The organism is Streptococcus sp. HMSC063B03 (genome assembly GCF_001836965.1).
Lineage (GTDB): Bacteria > Bacillota > Bacilli > Lactobacillales > Streptococcaceae > Streptococcus > Streptococcus pneumoniae_F.
Genome location: NZ_KV831050.1, coordinates 65336 through 81046, shown reverse-complemented (window position 1 = coordinate 81046; position 15711 = coordinate 65336). Strand labels below are relative to the sequence as shown.

At 39.8% G+C, this 15711-nt stretch carries 17 protein-coding genes; 1 reads left to right on the top strand and 16 read right to left on the bottom strand.

Annotation, left to right across the window (positions count from 1 at the left end; genetic code table 11):
* Nucleotides 1-99 precede the first annotated feature (99 nt).
* The 16 genes from HMPREF2628_RS06690 to HMPREF2628_RS06610 all read right to left on the bottom strand — a co-directional run bounded on the left by HMPREF2628_RS06690 (nt 100) and on the right by HMPREF2628_RS06610 (nt 14711).
* Nucleotides 100-915: an endonuclease/exonuclease/phosphatase family protein gene (locus tag HMPREF2628_RS06690; RefSeq protein ID WP_070842707.1), complete on the bottom strand. Its 816-nt coding sequence runs from the start codon at nt 913-915 to the stop codon at nt 100-102.
* A gap of 51 nt (nt 916-966) precedes the next feature.
* Nucleotides 967-3147, bottom strand: a complete 2181-nt coding sequence (locus HMPREF2628_RS06685) for a PTS transporter subunit IIBC (protein ID WP_083320537.1) — start codon at nt 3145-3147, stop codon at nt 967-969.
* Between the two features lie 180 nt (nt 3148-3327).
* Nucleotides 3328-4254: a permease-like cell division protein FtsX gene (gene ftsX, locus HMPREF2628_RS06680; protein ID WP_049552615.1), complete on the bottom strand. Its 927-nt coding sequence runs from the start codon at nt 4252-4254 to the stop codon at nt 3328-3330.
* Complete coding sequence (gene ftsE / locus HMPREF2628_RS06675) at nt 4247-4939, bottom strand: cell division ATP-binding protein FtsE (RefSeq protein WP_004263501.1); 693 nt, start codon at nt 4937-4939, stop codon at nt 4247-4249. The genes ftsX and ftsE overlap by 8 nt, the downstream gene beginning before the upstream one ends.
* 17 nt (nt 4940-4956) lie before the next feature.
* A protein-coding gene (gene prfB, locus HMPREF2628_RS06670; protein ID WP_142350507.1) for a peptide chain release factor 2 occupies nt 4957-6052 on the bottom strand; the annotation gives its coding sequence in 2 pieces (ribosomal slippage) (nt 4957-5979 and nt 5981-6052; 1095 coding nt in all).
* Between the two features lie 108 nt (nt 6053-6160).
* A complete protein-coding gene (locus HMPREF2628_RS06660) occupies nt 6161-6817 on the bottom strand; it encodes a CBS domain-containing protein (RefSeq protein WP_070842705.1) in 657 nt (218 codons plus the stop codon).
* A gap of 354 nt (nt 6818-7171) precedes the next feature.
* A complete protein-coding gene (locus HMPREF2628_RS06655) occupies nt 7172-7882 on the bottom strand; it encodes an ABC transporter ATP-binding protein (protein ID WP_000062200.1) in 711 nt (236 codons plus the stop codon).
* Nucleotides 7882-8646, bottom strand: a complete 765-nt coding sequence (locus HMPREF2628_RS06650) for an ABC transporter ATP-binding protein (protein WP_045611941.1) — start codon at nt 8644-8646, stop codon at nt 7882-7884. Before HMPREF2628_RS06650 ends, HMPREF2628_RS06655 begins: the two co-directional genes overlap by 1 nt.
* Nucleotides 8646-9602 (bottom strand): branched-chain amino acid ABC transporter permease, encoded by a 957-nt coding sequence (locus HMPREF2628_RS06645; protein WP_000662286.1) that lies wholly within the window; start codon nt 9600-9602, stop codon nt 8646-8648. The genes HMPREF2628_RS06650 and HMPREF2628_RS06645 overlap by 1 nt, the downstream gene beginning before the upstream one ends.
* Before the next feature lie 3 nt (nt 9603-9605).
* Entirely contained in the window at nt 9606-10475 is an 870-nt protein-coding gene (locus HMPREF2628_RS06640; RefSeq protein WP_000941427.1) for a branched-chain amino acid ABC transporter permease, read from the bottom strand.
* Nucleotides 10476-10591: 116 nt separating this feature from the next.
* Nucleotides 10592-11752, bottom strand: a complete 1161-nt coding sequence (locus HMPREF2628_RS06635) for an ABC transporter substrate-binding protein (RefSeq protein ID WP_070478656.1) — start codon at nt 11750-11752, stop codon at nt 10592-10594.
* A 79-nt stretch (nt 11753-11831) separates the two neighbouring features.
* Nucleotides 11832-12107 carry a YlbG family protein gene (locus HMPREF2628_RS06630; RefSeq protein ID WP_070842704.1) on the bottom strand — a complete coding sequence of 92 codons (276 nt, stop codon included), beginning with the start codon at nt 12105-12107 and terminating at the stop codon, nt 11832-11834.
* Between the two features lie 78 nt (nt 12108-12185).
* Complete coding sequence (gene clpP, locus HMPREF2628_RS06625; RefSeq protein ID WP_000613475.1) at nt 12186-12776, bottom strand: ATP-dependent Clp protease proteolytic subunit ClpP; 591 nt, start codon at nt 12774-12776, stop codon at nt 12186-12188.
* A 173-nt stretch (nt 12777-12949) separates the two neighbouring features.
* Nucleotides 12950-13579: a uracil phosphoribosyltransferase gene (gene upp / locus HMPREF2628_RS06620; RefSeq protein ID WP_000515974.1), complete on the bottom strand. Its 630-nt coding sequence runs from the start codon at nt 13577-13579 to the stop codon at nt 12950-12952.
* An 88-nt stretch (nt 13580-13667) separates the two neighbouring features.
* Complete coding sequence (locus HMPREF2628_RS06615) at nt 13668-14135, bottom strand: deoxycytidylate deaminase (RefSeq protein ID WP_070842703.1); 468 nt, start codon at nt 14133-14135, stop codon at nt 13668-13670.
* A gap of 18 nt (nt 14136-14153) precedes the next feature.
* Nucleotides 14154-14711, bottom strand: coding sequence for a TetR/AcrR family transcriptional regulator (locus tag HMPREF2628_RS06610; RefSeq protein WP_000004136.1), 558 nt, complete (start codon nt 14709-14711; stop codon nt 14154-14156).
* A 124-nt stretch (nt 14712-14835) separates the two neighbouring features.
* On the opposite strand from HMPREF2628_RS06610, the gene HMPREF2628_RS06605 reads away from it, so the two are divergent.
* Nucleotides 14836-15681, top strand: a complete 846-nt coding sequence (locus HMPREF2628_RS06605; RefSeq protein ID WP_070842702.1) for a DegV family protein — start codon at nt 14836-14838, stop codon at nt 15679-15681.
* Nucleotides 15682-15711 lie beyond the last annotated feature (30 nt).

The window sequence follows — 15711 nt, the reverse complement described above, 5'->3', positions numbered from 1 at the left end:
TTATTCCATTTCAGTAGTCTCACTCATAGAGCTTACTTTCAGTAGTTCATCTAATCAGAAAAAGGCTAGAATTTGTGAATCCTAACCTCTTTTCAGTTATTATTTCCAGTTTAAAATAGCACTCAAGCCATAGTGATCACTGACTTGTGGACTCTTGTTGCCATCAAATACGACATGTAAATTTTCCACCGCTAACTCTTTGGTAGTAAAGACATAATCTATTCGAAGGGGTTCAGTGTTCCCTTTCCAGCCATCAATTTCTGGTGGAACAGTATAGCTACCACTTTTCTCTTGAGCAACTTCAAATGCGTCTTGTAAGCCTAAAGGACTAGCTAAAATAGCTTGGTAACCTTCCTGACCAGCTGGGTTGTTGAAATCTCCAGCCAGCAAAAGTGGCTTGTTCAATTCTTTCAAGACAGCTTCAAATCGTGCCCATTCTTCTTGGAACCCTTTATTCCACCAAGAAAGGTGGACACTGGCAACTGCAAGTTCATTACCATCGACTACAGTTTCAGCCAGGGCGACACGGCGAGTATGATAGTCTGTTGGATCATCCACATCTGAAACCAAAATTTCTCTTGCTTCAATAGGTGTTTTAGACAAGATAGCCACACCTTCATGGTAGCGGTCATAACCAATATGGTTATAGGCCCAAGTCCAGTAGTAATCTTTTCCTTGCTCAGACAACTTTTCAACTAAAAGTCTAACATAATGGTCTTGGTGAATAGGCTCAGCAGCTGGCAAAGCTTGATAAAGGTCATTAATCTCCACCTCTGGTGAAGTGATCTCCTGATTGATTTCTTGGAAACAAATCAAATCATAATCTTTATCAAGAATATCTTCAAGCAAGAGCTGGAATTTTTCCTCAGCTTCTTTTTCCATCCAGCTATGAGTATTGAGTGTTAAAAATTTCATGCTTTTCTCCCAAAACAAGAGGTTGGAAAACAGCTTCCAACCTCAAGTATATTACAATTCTACTTTAGCAACTGCTGTTTTAGCTGCAAGAGAACCTGTTTTTTCTAATTTAACTGATTTAATAGCTTCAGCATTTGTGAAGACAACCACTGTTGAAGTTTCACGACCTGCTTCACGGATAGCATTCAAGTCAGCTGTGACAAGAAGATCACCTGCTGCAACTTTTTGTCCTTCAGCTACATGAACTGTAAATGGTTTTCCTTCAAGACTTACTGTGTCCAAACCAATGTGAACCAATACTTCAAGACCTGCTTCAGTCACAAGACCAAGAGCATGTTTTGTAGGGAAGATGCTTGATACAGTACCTGAAACTGGAGATACAATGTTTCCATTTGCAGGTTCTACAGCAAATCCGTCGCCCATCATTTTTTGAGCAAATACTGGATCTTTTACTTGTTCCAAAGCAACAACTTGTCCGTCAGCTACTGAGTAAACTTCCTCAGTAAGACCTTTGAATTGAACAGTGTTTTGTTGCGCTTCTGTCATTTGAGTTGGAAGAGTTTCAGGAATGATTTCACCTGAATCAAGGATATCTTGGATATCAGATTTCAATACGTCCGCTTTTGGACCGTAGATAGCTTGAACTCCTTGTCCTTTCATGACAAGACCCATAGCTCCTTCTGCTTTCCATTGTTCTGCATCACCGACTTTGTCAGCATCTTTTACAGTTACACGAAGACGAGTCATACATGCATCAACATCAACGATGTTTGCACGTCCACCAAGAAGGTTGATAATATTTACAGCTTGAGAACCTGCTGCAACTTTCACTTCGCTGCTAGCTTCTTCTGAACCTTCAGCAGTTTCGTAATTTCCGTTACGTCCTGGAGTTGCGTAGTTGAATTTTTGAATCATGAAGTTTGCGATAAAGTACATGATTACGGCAAAGAGAACAGTTACCCAGATAAAGTTAACAATATCCATACCGATACCAGCGCTAATCGCAATAGGTGTACGAGTCAAGAACTCGATTGAACCGAATGAGTGCATACGTAGGTTTACTACGTCAGCCATAGCGAAGGCAGCACCTTGAACAAGTGAGTAAACAAGATACATAGGTGTTGCTACAAACATGAACATGTATTCGATTGGTTCAGTAACCCCTGTCAAGAATGTTGCAAGAGCTGTCGCAATCATCATACCTTTATATTGATGTTTCTTATCAGCATCAACATTACGGTAGATAGCCACGATCACACCCATCAAGATACCGAATGAACCGATCATTTGTCCAACTTTGAAACGAGCTGGGTGAACAGTATCTAACAATTGTTGGTAGTGACTTGCATCAGTACCTTTGAGGTTAACAAGGTCTGTTACCCATGCAAGCCATAGTGGGTCTTGACCAAATACTTGAGTACCTTTAGCTGCACCAGTTAAAATGTCATAAGTACCACCAAGAGCTGTGTAGTTCATTGGGATAGTCAACATATGGTGAAGACCAAATGGCAAGAGCAAACGTTCCAAAGTACCATACAAGAATGGTGCAAGGATTGGAGCAGTTTCTTGTGAGTTGGCAATCCAGATACCAAAGCTATTGATACCTGTTTGAACTACTGGCCAGAAGGCAGCAAGTAGAATTGCAGCGATTGCTGAACGAAGAATAACTACAAATGGTACAAAACGTTTCCCGTTGAAGAATGAAAGTGCATCAGGAAGTTTACGGAAGTTGTAGTATTTATTGTAAGCAGTTGCCCCTACAAAACCTGAGATAATCCCTACAAACACACCCATGTTCAATGCTGGAGCTTCAAGAACACTGATGAAGTAATCAGCAACTTTGATTGAACCACCAAAGAGAGTTGTGACCATAGCATCTGGATTTTTCAACATATCTCCTGATACACCAAAGATTGTACCAGTGATACGGTTAATCAAGATGAAGGCAAGACCAGCGGCGAAAGCACCACCAGCACGTTCTTTAGCCCAGCTTCCTCCAATTGCTAGGGCAAACAAAATGTGAAGGTTACCGATAACCCCCCAACCAATTTGCTCAAGAATTCCACCAGTAACTACAAGTGGTGCAAAAGTTGGGTTAATCATTACGATAGACTTACCGATTGAAATCATCAAACCAGCAGCCGGCATAACCGCGATAACCACCATCAAAGCCTTACCGAATTTTTGCCAAAACTCGAAAGACAAGACATTTTTGAATGTATCTTTCATCATTCAAATCTCCTTTATTTTTATTTAGGCAAACGTTTTACGAAAACGTTTGCACTTAACTATGTATTAATTATACCACTTTAATTTTTTTTGTAAAGGCTTTTATAAAAAAAAGTAGACTTTTTTCTAAAATTTTTGTAGAAAAAAAGGAGATATTAAAACCTCCTCAAATATACTTCTATTTTAGATTTTCAGGAATCGGCGCATTGAAATTCCTGATCCGATTGAACCGATAAAAATTCCAATCACAAATAATAGAGCAATCATCAGTGGACTGAATATTTCTGGTGATATCATCGAAAGGTTCTGACCAACCAATGACTTATTAACCGATTGGTAAACCATTTTATAGACAATAAATACCAAAACTGATGGAAGTGTTGCTCCAAGCAAACCAATGAAGGCACCTTCAAGCAAGAAAGGCCCGCGGATATAGCCATTCTTAGCACCTACTAAACGCATGATTTGAATTTCACGGCTTCGTGAAATGATGGTGATACGTATAGTATTAGAAATCAAGAACACTGCAATGAAAATCAATAATCCCGCGATAACTAGTCCCCAGACACGAATAAATGAGGCTAACTTAAACAAGCGTTCTGTATTAGCACCACCATCTTGAACTTCTGATACACCCTCGATTTTTTTAGCCTCTTCTGCTACTGTCTTTACATCACTTGGTGTATTGGTATCAACGATATATGCATCATAGAGAGGGTTGGCATCGCCTTCAAAGATTTTCCAGTTGTCCCCCATTGTTTCTGTCAACTTTTCATATTGTTCTTCTTTACTTGAAAACGTAACACTTTTAACGGTTGACATACTTTTCAAAGCATCATATACCTTATGGTAGTCGTTATTTGTAACAGTTTGACCTTCTTTTTCAATCGTCTCACTATTATCAGCTACGTCCTTACGAATGTATACCATTACTCGAACATTATTTTCAATATCTGTAGCTAGTTTAGCCGTATTAAAGATAACAGATGCAAATATTGCAACCAAGGTCAAAGTAATCATAACTGAACTGACAGCAGCTACTGTCATCCAGCCATTTCGTTTCAAACTTTTTAACGATTCAAATAAATGACGAAAAAATCTACTAATCATCGTATCCATATTCTCCTTTAGCTTCGTCACGAACGACACGGCCATTTTCAATGGCAATGACACGGTGGCGCAAGGTATTTACAATCTGACTGTTGTGGGTAGCCATCAAGACAGTTGTACCTTGGAGATTGATGCGTTCCAGCAAGTTCATGATTTCCCATGAATTATCTGGGTCCAAGTTTCCTGTTGGTTCGTCCGCAATCAATACTTTGGGATTATTTACAATAGCACGCGCTATCGCAATACGCTGTTGTTCTCCCCCTGAAAGTTCATTTGGGAAAGAACGAACCTTATGCTTCAATCCAACCAAGTCTAAGACTTCCATAACACGTTTTTTGATATTACGGCGACTTTCTCCAATTACCTCCATTGCATAAGCAATATTTTCATAAACGGTTTTCTTTGGTAACAGTTTATAATCTTGGAAGACAACTCCAACACTACGACGTAGGAGAGGGACATCTTTCTTTTTAATTTTAACCAGATTAAAACCAGCAACAGTTAAGCTTCCTTTTTCGATTTTTACTTCGCGGTACAAAGCTCTAATAAATGTTGATTTCCCAGCTCCTGACGGACCTACGATATAGGCAAATTCCCCGGGTTCAACAGTGACTGAGACACCTCGCAAAGCAGTCGTTCCGTTGTCGTATTTTTTGACGACATCTCTCATTTCAATGATTGACATGTGAGTTCCTTTCTATCTTAGCTGATTCGCCACTTGAGGTAGGCATCAATAAAACCATCTAGGTCTCCATCCATAACCTTATCTACCTGCGCAACTTCAAAGCTAGTTCGATGATCTTTTACCATAGTATAAGGCGTGAAAACATATGAACGGATTTGGCTTCCCCATGTGATTTCCTTTTTCTCACCCTTGAGGGAATCAACTTCCGCAGCTTTCTTTTCTTGCTCCATTTGATAGAGCTTAGCCTGCAACATCTTCATGGCACGATCTCTATTTCCATACTGGGTACGATCGACTGTTGACTGGACAACAGTCCCAGTAGGCATGTGTGTCAAACGCACACCTGTTGAAACTTTATTGACGTTCTGTCCACCAGCACCACCTGAACGGAAGGTGTCCATCTTGATATCATCTTCACGTATCTCTACTTCAATGGTATCATCCAATTCTGGCATCACTTCTACTGATGTAAAAGAAGTATGGCGACGTTTGGCAGAATCAAATGGTGAGATTCGCACCAAGCGGTGAACACCCATTTCTGACTTGAGAAGACCATAGGCATTAGGTCCTTCAAATGATAAGGTTACTGACTTGATACCAGCTTCATCTCCTGCTTGGTAATCCAAAACTTCTACTTTAAATCCTTTGGCATTTCCATAGCGAGTGTACATACGAAGCAACATATCACCCCAGTCCTGAGCCTCAGTACCACCGGATCCTGGATGGATTTCCAAAATCGCATTATTATGGTCATAAGGTTCTGACAAGAGCAAGGTCATCTCATAACTAGTCATCATCTTATCAAGTTCGGATAACTGTGAAACCAATTCTTCATGCACCGACTCATCTTCAGCTAAAAAATCTAATAAAATTTCAACTTCATCCTGCAACTCTTCCATTTTATGGAAGGTATTGTAGGTATTTTTTAATTCATTTAATTCTTGCGACGTTTTTTGGGCCGCGATATTATCGTTCCAAAAATCAGGTTCTGTCATCTTGTTTTCCAAGATGGCAATCTCTTCCTCTAAACCTTCGAGGTCAAAGAGACCCCCTGAAAGAAGCTAATTTTTCACGATTTGCGTCAATTTTCTGACGAATTTCTGAAATGTCCATAAATACTCCTTTTTTATATCGTTTTATTATACCATAATCTATCATTTCTTTCCATCTTTTGCTCTAATCCCTTGTTACACGTAAAAAGAAGCCTTTCGGCTTCCCTTCTTACAAGACTTTTGCTGAAGTACGAGTAATTTCTTCTACTTGGATGTTTTCTGCTTCAAATTTTTCTTTCAAGGCTGGTAAATCAATTGATCCATCGATTTGAACTTCGATAATGACCTTACCATCTTTACGCGGAATATTTACTGTATGGGAGATATTCAAATTTTCTTCAACAATTAGAGAAACAATTTTTCCAAGAACACCAACTTCATTTTCCGTAACAAAGCGTACACGAATCCCTTCTTCCCCATAACCGGCAATTTCAAGAAAGGCTTGGAAAACGTCACGGTCCGTAATAACCCCATAGACTTGATGGTTATCTACTACAGGAAGAATACCAATCTTATTTTTCAACATCAAATAAGTTGCATCCTCAAGACTCGCATAGCCTGAAACAGTGACAACATCGCGAATCATGACATCTTTTACTTTTGTCTTATTTAGAAGATAATTCATCTCATAGATAGAAAGACTGGTTGCTTTTGATGGACTTGCTTGGGCAATGGTTCCCTCAGTTACCAAACCAACTAATTGATCATTTCCGATAACAGGCAAGCGGTGCAATCCTTGCTCTCTCATCAAATCTGCTGCATGAGATACTGTTGTATCTGGACTAATATACACTACCTTACGGGTCATAAAATCTTTAACTGCCATGAGACTTCTCCTTTTCTATTCTTATCCCTATTATACAATCTTTTTGCAAATCTATCAAACGCTTACATTTCTTTTTCAAAATTCAGAAAAGTATGAATAAGCTAGCAAAAAGAGCTCTGAAATCGAGCTCTATGAATAAAGGTAAGATACCTTTCATTCGATTTTTTCAATTATTAGAAATTCATCTTTCAGTGTAGGTGTAGATTTGTTTGCAATCTAAATATGCCGACTAAAATAATCCACTGGATAAGATAATTGCTTCGTAATCCTCATCCACCGACTAAAACAATCCTCCGGATTTGATGATTGCTTCGCAATCTTCATCCGCCGACTAAAAAGGTCCCCCGGACCTTTTTAGCCACCTAGATATGCTTTTCTGACTTCTTCTGATGATGCGAGTTCTTTTCCTGTTCCTGATAGAACGATTTTCCCTGTTTCCAATACATAGCCTCGGTCAGAGATTGCGAGTGCTTTATTGGCATTTTGTTCAATCAAGAGGACAGTTGTCCCTTGCTTCTGGATATCTTGAATGATATCAAAAATCTCTTGGATAAAGATTGGGGCAAGTCCCATTGATGGTTCATCTAAAAGAAGAAGTTTTGGTGTTGACATAAGAGCACGTCCCATGGCAAGCATTTGTTGTTCTCCTCCTGAAAGAGTAGCTGCATCTTGGTTCTTGCGTTCTTCAAGACGTGGAAAGCGTGAGAAAACTTTCTTCAAGTTAGCTTGATTTTCTTCACGATTTTTCTTTAAGAAAGCTCCCATTTCAAGATTTTCCATAACAGTCAAGCCAGGAAAGACGTGGCGTCCTTCTGGAACTTGTGAAAGACCACCTGCCACGATTTTCTGAGCTGGCATTTTTTGGATTTCTTGACCTAAAAATTCAATCTTTCCAGAACTTGGTCTAACCAAACCAGACAAGGTACGGAGAATGGTTGTCTTACCTGCACCATTGGCACCGATAAGGGAAACAACTTCTCCTTCATTCACTTCAAAGCTTACATCACGGACTGCTTGGATCATACCGTAATGCACAGAAAGATTATCAACTTTTAACATAGACATTAGGCTTCACCTCCTAGATAAGCTTCGATAACGCGTTTATTGGTCTTAATTTCGTCTGGAGTTCCTTGAGCAATCAAACGACCGTATTCAAGTACGTAGATGCGTTCTGTAACTTCCATAACCAGATTCATATCGTGTTCAATCAACATGATTGAAATTTTAAATTCATCTTTGATACGACGAATTAACTCAGTCAATTCTGCTGTTTCCTGTGGGTTCATCCCTGCTGCTGGTTCATCTAAAAAGAGAATTTTAGGTTCCGTAGCAAGGGCACGAACAATTTCCAAACGACGTTGTTGTCCGTAGGCGAGGTTTTTAGCAAGAGTCTCTGCATCACCATCTAAATCGAAGATTTTCAACAATTCCAAAGCTTTAGCCTTTAATTCTTTTTCACTCTTGTAAAAAGCTGGTAAGCGTAAGAAACTAGCAAAAACATGTTGTTTGTGATGGTTGCCAAAAGCAATCAAAACATTGTCCAAAACTGTTAAATCTTTAAAGAGACGGATATTTTGGAAAGTACGTCCAAGTCCCAAAGAGGCAATCTTATATGGTGACTTTCCATTCAAAAGGTGACCATCTAAGGTAACTGTTCCCTCACTTGGTTCATAAACACCGGTCAAAAGGTTGAAAAGGGTTGTTTTACCAGCTCCATTTGGACCGATTAATCCAACCAATTCCCCTTCATTTAATTCAAGAGTCACATCTCCAACAGCTGTTAGACCGCCAAAATGTTTGGTTAACTGTTTTACTTCAAGTAACGCCATTAGTTTTGTTCCTCCTTCTTAGATTTTTTAAAGAAACGTGATAGGCTCAATTCCCATGTTCCAAGGAGTCCACCTGGTCTGAAAATCATTACCAATACCAAGGCCAAAGCGTAAATAATCATACGCACGCTAGCAACATCTTGGAGAAGCATATTCAAAATTCCCAGAACAATAGCCGAAACAATGGCACCTGTAATTGAACCAAGTCCACCAAATACAACAATAATCAATACGTTGATTGAGTTAATGAATGTGTAATCTTTCGGTACAACAGACCCGATAAATCCTGCCTGAAGTGACCCTGCAATACTTGCAGTAATGGCACCAAAGACAAAAGCGATGATTTTAATTTTAGTCGTATTAACACCGACTGACTCTGCAGCGATTTCATCTTCACGAACAGAGAGAGTTGAACGACCAATTGGACTACGCAAGAAGTTCAAGGTTGCAATGGTTGTAATCACGACAAAGAAGTAAACCATTTGCCAAGTTGTAAAGTTTGGAATTCCCAAGATACCTGCCGCACCATTTGTAAGGCTTCCACCATTGATGATAAAGATACGGATAATTTCAGAAACACCAAGAGTCGCTACCGCAAGATAGTCCCCCTTCAAGCGTAAGGTTGGAATTCCGACAAGCAAGGCAACTGCTCCTGAAAGCAAAGCACCTATCAGCATAGCTCCAAAGAAGGCACCGTAGGTTGGTGATTTAGAACCAATAATAGCTGCTGCATAGGCACCAATCGCCATGAAACCAGCATGACCAAGTGAAAATTGTCCTGAAAAACCAACGATTAAGTTGAGACCAACAGCCAGAATAATATTAATTCCGATTTGTTGTAAAATCTGTACATAGAATAGATTGAGTACTCCGACTGAAACCAGTACACTAATCAAGCCATAGCCAGCTAACAAAAGGAGTAACCATAGAATATTAACTTTTAAATTTTCTTTCATCGTTTACACCTTCTCTTTCACATTTTTACCAAGGATACCAGCTGGGCGGACAATCAAGATCAACAACAAGATTCCATAAACAATGGCATCACGGAAGTCTGACATTCCAAAGGCTGTCGCAAAGGTTTCCAATAGACCAATTACAAATCCACCAAGCGCCGCACCAGGAATGATTCCGATACCACCAAGTACTGCGGCAACGAAAGACTTAAGACCTGGAGTAACTCCCATCAAAGGCTCAAGAGAGTTATAATAGAGGGCAATCAGAACACCTGCCGCACCCGCAAGAGCTGAACCCAAAGCAAAGGTAAAGCTGATAGTACGGTTTACATTGATCCCCATCAATTGCGCTGCATCGCTATCTACGGATACGGCACGCATGGCTTTCCCCATCTTAGTCTTTTGGACAATGACTTGTAACAAAATCATCAAAATCAAGGAAATGGCCAAGATCATTAACTGAACGTTTGTTAGGCTAACTGGTCCCAAATCATAGCGAACTGTTTGAATCGCTTGAGGGAAGGCACGGGTATTGGCACCAACCAGATAGACCATGCCATACTCCAATAGGAAGGAAACCCCAATAGCTGTAATCAAAACAGCAATACGAGTAGAGTGACGCAAAGGTCGGTAAGCAAGGAACTCAATCACGACACCAAGAATGGCTGTCGCTAACATAGCTACAATAAGAGCTACAAAGAAATTCATTTGGAAAGAATTAATCAAGAAATAACCGATAAAGGCTCCCATCATATAAATATCACCATGGGCGAAGTTGATGAGCTTGATAATTCCGTAAACCATGGTATATCCTAGGGCTAACAGCGCATAAACACTACCTAGAATCAAACCATTTACTAGTTGTTGGAGCATAAGATTCACTCTTTCTATTTATAATTTTGAGGGTTTCCCCTCACTTTTTGATAGGTTCTTAAACACCGAAACAGGGAGTGAGTCAGAGGCTCATTCCCTATTTCAACATTTTTCTATTATGGTTTTACAACTTCTGCTGCTTCAACCTTACCATTGTTCATGGTCATCATGTAAGCAGTTTTGACTGTGTTGTGGTCTGCATCGAAGCTTGTTTGACCAGTTACACCTTCAAAGTCTTTTGTTTTAGCAAGGTTATCCTTGATTTCACCAGAGTTTTTAGCACCTTTTGCTGCGTTTGCTACAAGGTGAACTGAGTCATAAGCCAAGGCTGCAAATGTTGATGGCTCTTCATTGTACTTAGCACGGTAAGCCTCAAGGAAGGCTTTTGCTTTAGCTGAAACTTCTACAGTAGTTGAGAAGCCTGAGATAAAGTAGATGTTTGATGCTTTTTCAGGGGTTGCTTGTTGTACAAACTCTTCACCGTTGAATCCATCACCACCAACGATTGGTTTGTCAATTCCCATACCACGCGCTTGGTTTACAATTTTACCAGCTTCAGTGTAGTAACCAGGAACAACAATAGCATCAAAGTCTTTCCCTTTCATTTTTGTAAGGGCTGCTTGGAAGTCTGTGTCACCTGCTACGAAAGTTTCATCTGCAACGATTTCACCTTTGTAAGCTTCACGGAAGGCTTTGGCAATACCTTTAGCATAGTCGCTGGCGTTGTCAGTGTATAGAACAACTTTCTTAGCGTTTAATTTTTCAGTAACATAGTTTGAGATAATTTTTCCTTGGAAGCTATCTTGGAATGTTCCGATAAAGAGGTAATCTTGACCTTTAGTCAATCCATCTTGAGTCGCACTTGGCGAAATCAATGGAACACCTGCTTTTGTAGCGTTAGCTACCGCAGCTGCAGTTGCACCAGATGTCGCAGGTCCTACGATTGCTGATACTTTAGATTGGGTTACAAGGTTAGTTGTTACTGAAGCCGCCTCAGCTGTTTCAGACTTGTTATCTTTATCAACTACTTCGATTTGTTTTCCATCGATACCACCTGCGGCATTGATTTCATCAACAGCAAGTTGGGCACCTTTTTGTTCAGATGTTCCGTAGGCTGCTACGGCACCAGTTTCTTCAAAGTTAAATCCGATTTTGATTGTCTTTTCATCTACTGAATTACCAGCAGCATTTGACGCTCCAGACTTCACTTCTCCACAGGCTGCAAGAAGTGCTACACTTGCAAGCGCCACAAACGATAGGGCAAATTTTTTCTTCATCTTTTTTTGTCTCCTTATTTCTTAAATAAATAGCATGTTAAGAATATACCGAATTATCAGAAAATTGTCAACACTTTTCTTAAACTTTTTCGATGATAACGTTTTCCTCTCGATAAAGATTGCCCACAAAGGGTGTTTCTAACTCTTGGATATGACAAACTCTAACTTTTTTAATAAATTTTTCCTTGCTCAAGCGCCCGACCAATTGCTCCACTTCTTGAGTTGGAACATAGAGTTGTAAGTAACGATGTTTCTTGGAATGATAGGTAATATCTCCATAATCCTGCAGTTTTTTTGCATCACGATTATAGTAAAGATAGATAATCAAGCCAGATCGATTTACTTTTTCAAACATGATAAATCCTCTTTCTAAGAAATCTCTCCCTATTATACCAAAAAAAGCAAACCCAGTCGAGTTTGCCTTCTTTAATCATTAGTTCAATGAATTGTTGGCCATTATTTCATCAATAAAGCCATATTCAAGTGTTTCTTGGGCACTCATCCAGTTATCGCGTTCTGCATCTGCGTGAACTTTTTCGATTGACTGACCTGAATTTTCAGCCAATATTTTTTCCAAGGTATTACGAGTTTTAAGCAAGTGTTCTGCAGCGATCGCCATATCGGTTTGTTGTGTACCACCACCTGTACCACCCATTGGTTGGTGGATCATGTATTCAGCATTTGGAAGCATGAAACGTTTGCCTTTTGCTCCACTTGATGCAATGACCGTCCCCATAGATGCGGCCATACCCATCACGATGGTTTGGACATCTGCCTTGATAAAGTTCATAGTATCAACGATTGCCAAACCAGCTGAAACAGAACCACCAGGTGTATTGACATAAAGGTAAATATCTTTTGTACTATCTTGGGCATCTAAGAAAAGCAACTGGGCAATAACAGAGTTAGCCATATTGTCTTCAACTGGACCTGTCAGCATAATGATGCGGTCTTTGAGAAGACGTGAGTAAATATCGTAGGAACGTTCTCCACGGCTTGTTTGTTCAATAACTACAGGAATCATTTATTTCTCCTTTTGAGTTTTAATTTTGTGGGTCAAATGACTGAAGATAAGACTATTATAATATCTAGGTCAAAAAAGGTCAAATTTTTGCTCTGCTTTCATTAGACAGAAACAAAAATTCAACCCCCTTTCACGACTGAAAATACTTTTCCAAGTCATTCTTCTTTTCGATCTTATTTTGTACCGAACAAGCGGTCTCCAGCATCTCCAAGACCTGGAACGATATAACCGTGTTCGTTCAAGCGTTCATCCAAGGCTGCTGTAAAGATTTCTACATCTGGATGAGCTTCTTGAAGAGCTTTTACACCTTCTGGAGCAGATACAAGGCAGACAAATTTGATATTTGATGCGCCACGTTTTTTAAGAGAATCAACAGCCAAGATTGCTGAGCCACCTGTTGCCAACATTGGATCTACGACAAAAATTTGACGTTGGTCAATGTCCTCAGGCAATTTCACCAAGTACTCAACTGGTTGAAGTGTTTCTTCATCACGGTACATACCGATGTGACCAACTTTAGCAGCTGGAACCAAGCTCAAGAGTCCATCAACCATCCCGATACCTGCACGCAAGATTGGAACGATGGCCAATTTCTTACCTGCCAATTGTTTTTGAACTGTTTTTGTGATTGGTGTTTCGATTTCCACATCTTCTAGTGGAAGATCACGAAGTACTTCATACCCCATCAACATTGCAATCTCATCTACTAGCTCACGGAAAGCTTTTGTAGAAGTATCTGTACGACGCAAGATTGACAATTTGTGTTGAATCAGTGGATGATTAATAACTTCAATTTTTCCCATTTTTGGAATTCCTTCTTTCAATTTATTCTTCTTATTATACCAAAAAACGGTTTAAAAATCTTTCTAAACCATTTATTTTTGATAATTTTTACATTAAATCTGCCTCTTTAAGAGCTGCCTGTACTGTCTCAAGTGGTAAATGGGTTAATTCTGTTCCCTTTTCTTGATAAAGGTATTGGGCGTAGTTGTCCATTCGGTACTGGTTGATATAAACCACGCGCTTGCAACCGACCTGAAGCAATTGTTTGGTACAGTTGAGACAAGGAAAATGCGTCACATAGGCTGTAAAGCCTTTGGGGACACCACGTTCAGCACCTTGGAGAATGGCATTAACCTCAGCGTGAAGGGTTCGAACACAGTGTCCTTCAATGACTAGACATTCGTGGTCAATACAATGCTCGGTTCCTGACACCGAACCATTGTAACCGGTTGAAATTACCTTATTATCCTTAACCAGAATCGCACCCACTTTGGCACGTTTACAAGTGGAACGATTGGCAATTAATAGAGCTTGGGCTGCAAAATACTCATCCCATGCTAGTCTTTTTTCAGTCATATCTCTTCTCCTTTTGCTCTATTTTTTAAAAAATGGTAACCGTAAATCCGCTATCTTTTCAGCAGGTACCTTCATGCCATCCTTGATCCATTTTAGAAGGACAGAGACGATGGCTGAGCTCCAGAAGGAATGAAGATAAGAGCTAACACCTTTTGATTTTCCATGGTATTTTTCTAGAAATTCCTGCATGGCTTGGACAAAGATTTTTTCCAAATGGTAATCTAAGGCCAGTTGAATCACTCTGGCTTCCTTTCTGGCCTCTCGGAAAAGGTGAACCCAGACCAGATAAAGGTCTGTCTTTAAATCATAATGATGCAACTGTTCCATAATATTGTGGACAGTTCGTTTAAAGACACTTTCTAAAATCTCCTCTTTGGAATCATAATTGCGATAAAAGGCCGCACGCGAAACGCCTGCACGTTTGACCAATTCAGAAATACTAATCTTGGTCAAGTCCTTTTTTTCCAAGAGTTGCAAGAGAGCTGTTTCGATGGCTTCTCTAGTTAATAAATTGGATTCTTGGTTTGATTTTCTGAGATTTTCAAGAGATTTTTCAGAGATTCTACGTTCAGACATAACATTTTCTTTCTACTTGTCACAACAGACGGATGAGGCTTTTGTTTCAAGGGCTTTCATGATATAATTGTAAAAAAAGACAGAACCTTTGTCAATGTATAACTGACAAAGATGGAGAATTTCTATGACTTGGAAGATTATTGCTGACTCTGGTTGTGATTATCGTCAACTGGCAAGACCAGCTATTGACACAACCTTTGTAAGTGTTCCCTTAACCATTCAAGTAGCTGATCAGATCTTTGTTGATGATGCCAATCTTGACATTGACCAAATGATGGAAACCATGTATGCAACTGCAGAAGCTTCAAAATCAGCTTGTCCAAGCCCAGATGATTATTTGCGAGCATTTGAAGGTGCCAAAAACATTTTCCTAGTAACCATCACAGGTACTCTCTCTGGCAGTCACAATAGTGCTCAACTAGCAAAGAATATTTATCTTGAAGACCATCCTGACACTAAGATTCATGTAATTGATAGCTTGTCTGCTGGTGGTGAGGTTGACCTACTCGTAGAAAAATTGAATGACTTGATTGACCAGGGCTTATCTTTTGAAGAAGTGGTTGAAGCTATCACTGCCTATCAAGAAAAAACCAAGTTGCTCTTTGTCCTAGCCAAAGTCGATAACTTAGTGAAGAACGGCCGTTTGAGCAAGCTTATCGGTACGGTCGTTGGCCTTCTAAATATCCGTATGGTCGGAGAAGCTAGTGAAACTGGAACCCTTGAATTGCTACAAAAAGCACGAGGTTCAAAGAAATCAGTTCAAGCTGCCTATGATGAAATCATTAAAGCTGGATATGCTGGTGGCCGTATTGTCATGGCCCAACGCAATAACGAGAAATGTTGCCAACAGCTTTCAGACCGAATACGTGAAAATTTCCCACAGGCGGATATTAAAATTCTCCCAACATCTGGTCTCTGCAGTTTCTATGCAGAAGATGGCGGTTTGCTGATGGGATATGAAATTGATTAATTGCATTCTTGACAAGAGGTGACCATCATC

Coding starts and splice junctions, on each gene's coding strand:
- HMPREF2628_RS06630 (WP_070842704.1), bottom strand. CDS start 12,107: ATGTTTGAAAAAGTAAATCGATCTGGCTTGATTATCTATCTTTACTAT.
- HMPREF2628_RS06640 (WP_000941427.1), bottom strand. CDS start 10,475: ATGCTCCAACAACTAGTAAATGGTTTGATTCTAGGTAGTGTTTATGCG.
- HMPREF2628_RS06605 (WP_070842702.1), top strand. CDS start 14,836: ATGACTTGGAAGATTATTGCTGACTCTGGTTGTGATTATCGTCAACTG.
- ftsX (WP_049552615.1), bottom strand. CDS start 4,254: ATGATTAGTAGATTTTTTCGTCATTTATTTGAATCGTTAAAAAGTTTG.
- HMPREF2628_RS06645 (WP_000662286.1), bottom strand. CDS start 9,602: ATGAAAGAAAATTTAAAAGTTAATATTCTATGGTTACTCCTTTTGTTA.
- HMPREF2628_RS06690 (WP_070842707.1), bottom strand. CDS start 915: ATGAAATTTTTAACACTCAATACTCATAGCTGGATGGAAAAAGAAGCT.
- HMPREF2628_RS06650 (WP_045611941.1), bottom strand. CDS start 8,646: ATGGCGTTACTTGAAGTAAAACAGTTAACCAAACATTTTGGCGGTCTA.
- ftsE (WP_004263501.1), bottom strand. CDS start 4,939: ATGTCAATCATTGAAATGAGAGATGTCGTCAAAAAATACGACAACGGA.
- HMPREF2628_RS06660 (WP_070842705.1), bottom strand. CDS start 6,817: ATGGCAGTTAAAGATTTTATGACCCGTAAGGTAGTGTATATTAGTCCA.
- HMPREF2628_RS06685 (WP_083320537.1), bottom strand. CDS start 3,147: ATGATGAAAGATACATTCAAAAATGTCTTGTCTTTCGAGTTTTGGCAA.
- HMPREF2628_RS06635 (WP_070478656.1), bottom strand. CDS start 11,752: ATGAAGAAAAAATTTGCCCTATCGTTTGTGGCGCTTGCAAGTGTAGCA.
- clpP (WP_000613475.1), bottom strand. CDS start 12,776: ATGATTCCTGTAGTTATTGAACAAACAAGCCGTGGAGAACGTTCCTAC.
- HMPREF2628_RS06655 (WP_000062200.1), bottom strand. CDS start 7,882: ATGTCTATGTTAAAAGTTGATAATCTTTCTGTGCATTACGGTATGATC.
- HMPREF2628_RS06615 (WP_070842703.1), bottom strand. CDS start 14,135: ATGACTGAAAAAAGACTAGCATGGGATGAGTATTTTGCAGCCCAAGCT.
- upp (WP_000515974.1), bottom strand. CDS start 13,579: ATGGGAAAAATTGAAGTTATTAATCATCCACTGATTCAACACAAATTG.
- HMPREF2628_RS06610 (WP_000004136.1), bottom strand. CDS start 14,711: ATGTCTGAACGTAGAATCTCTGAAAAATCTCTTGAAAATCTCAGAAAA.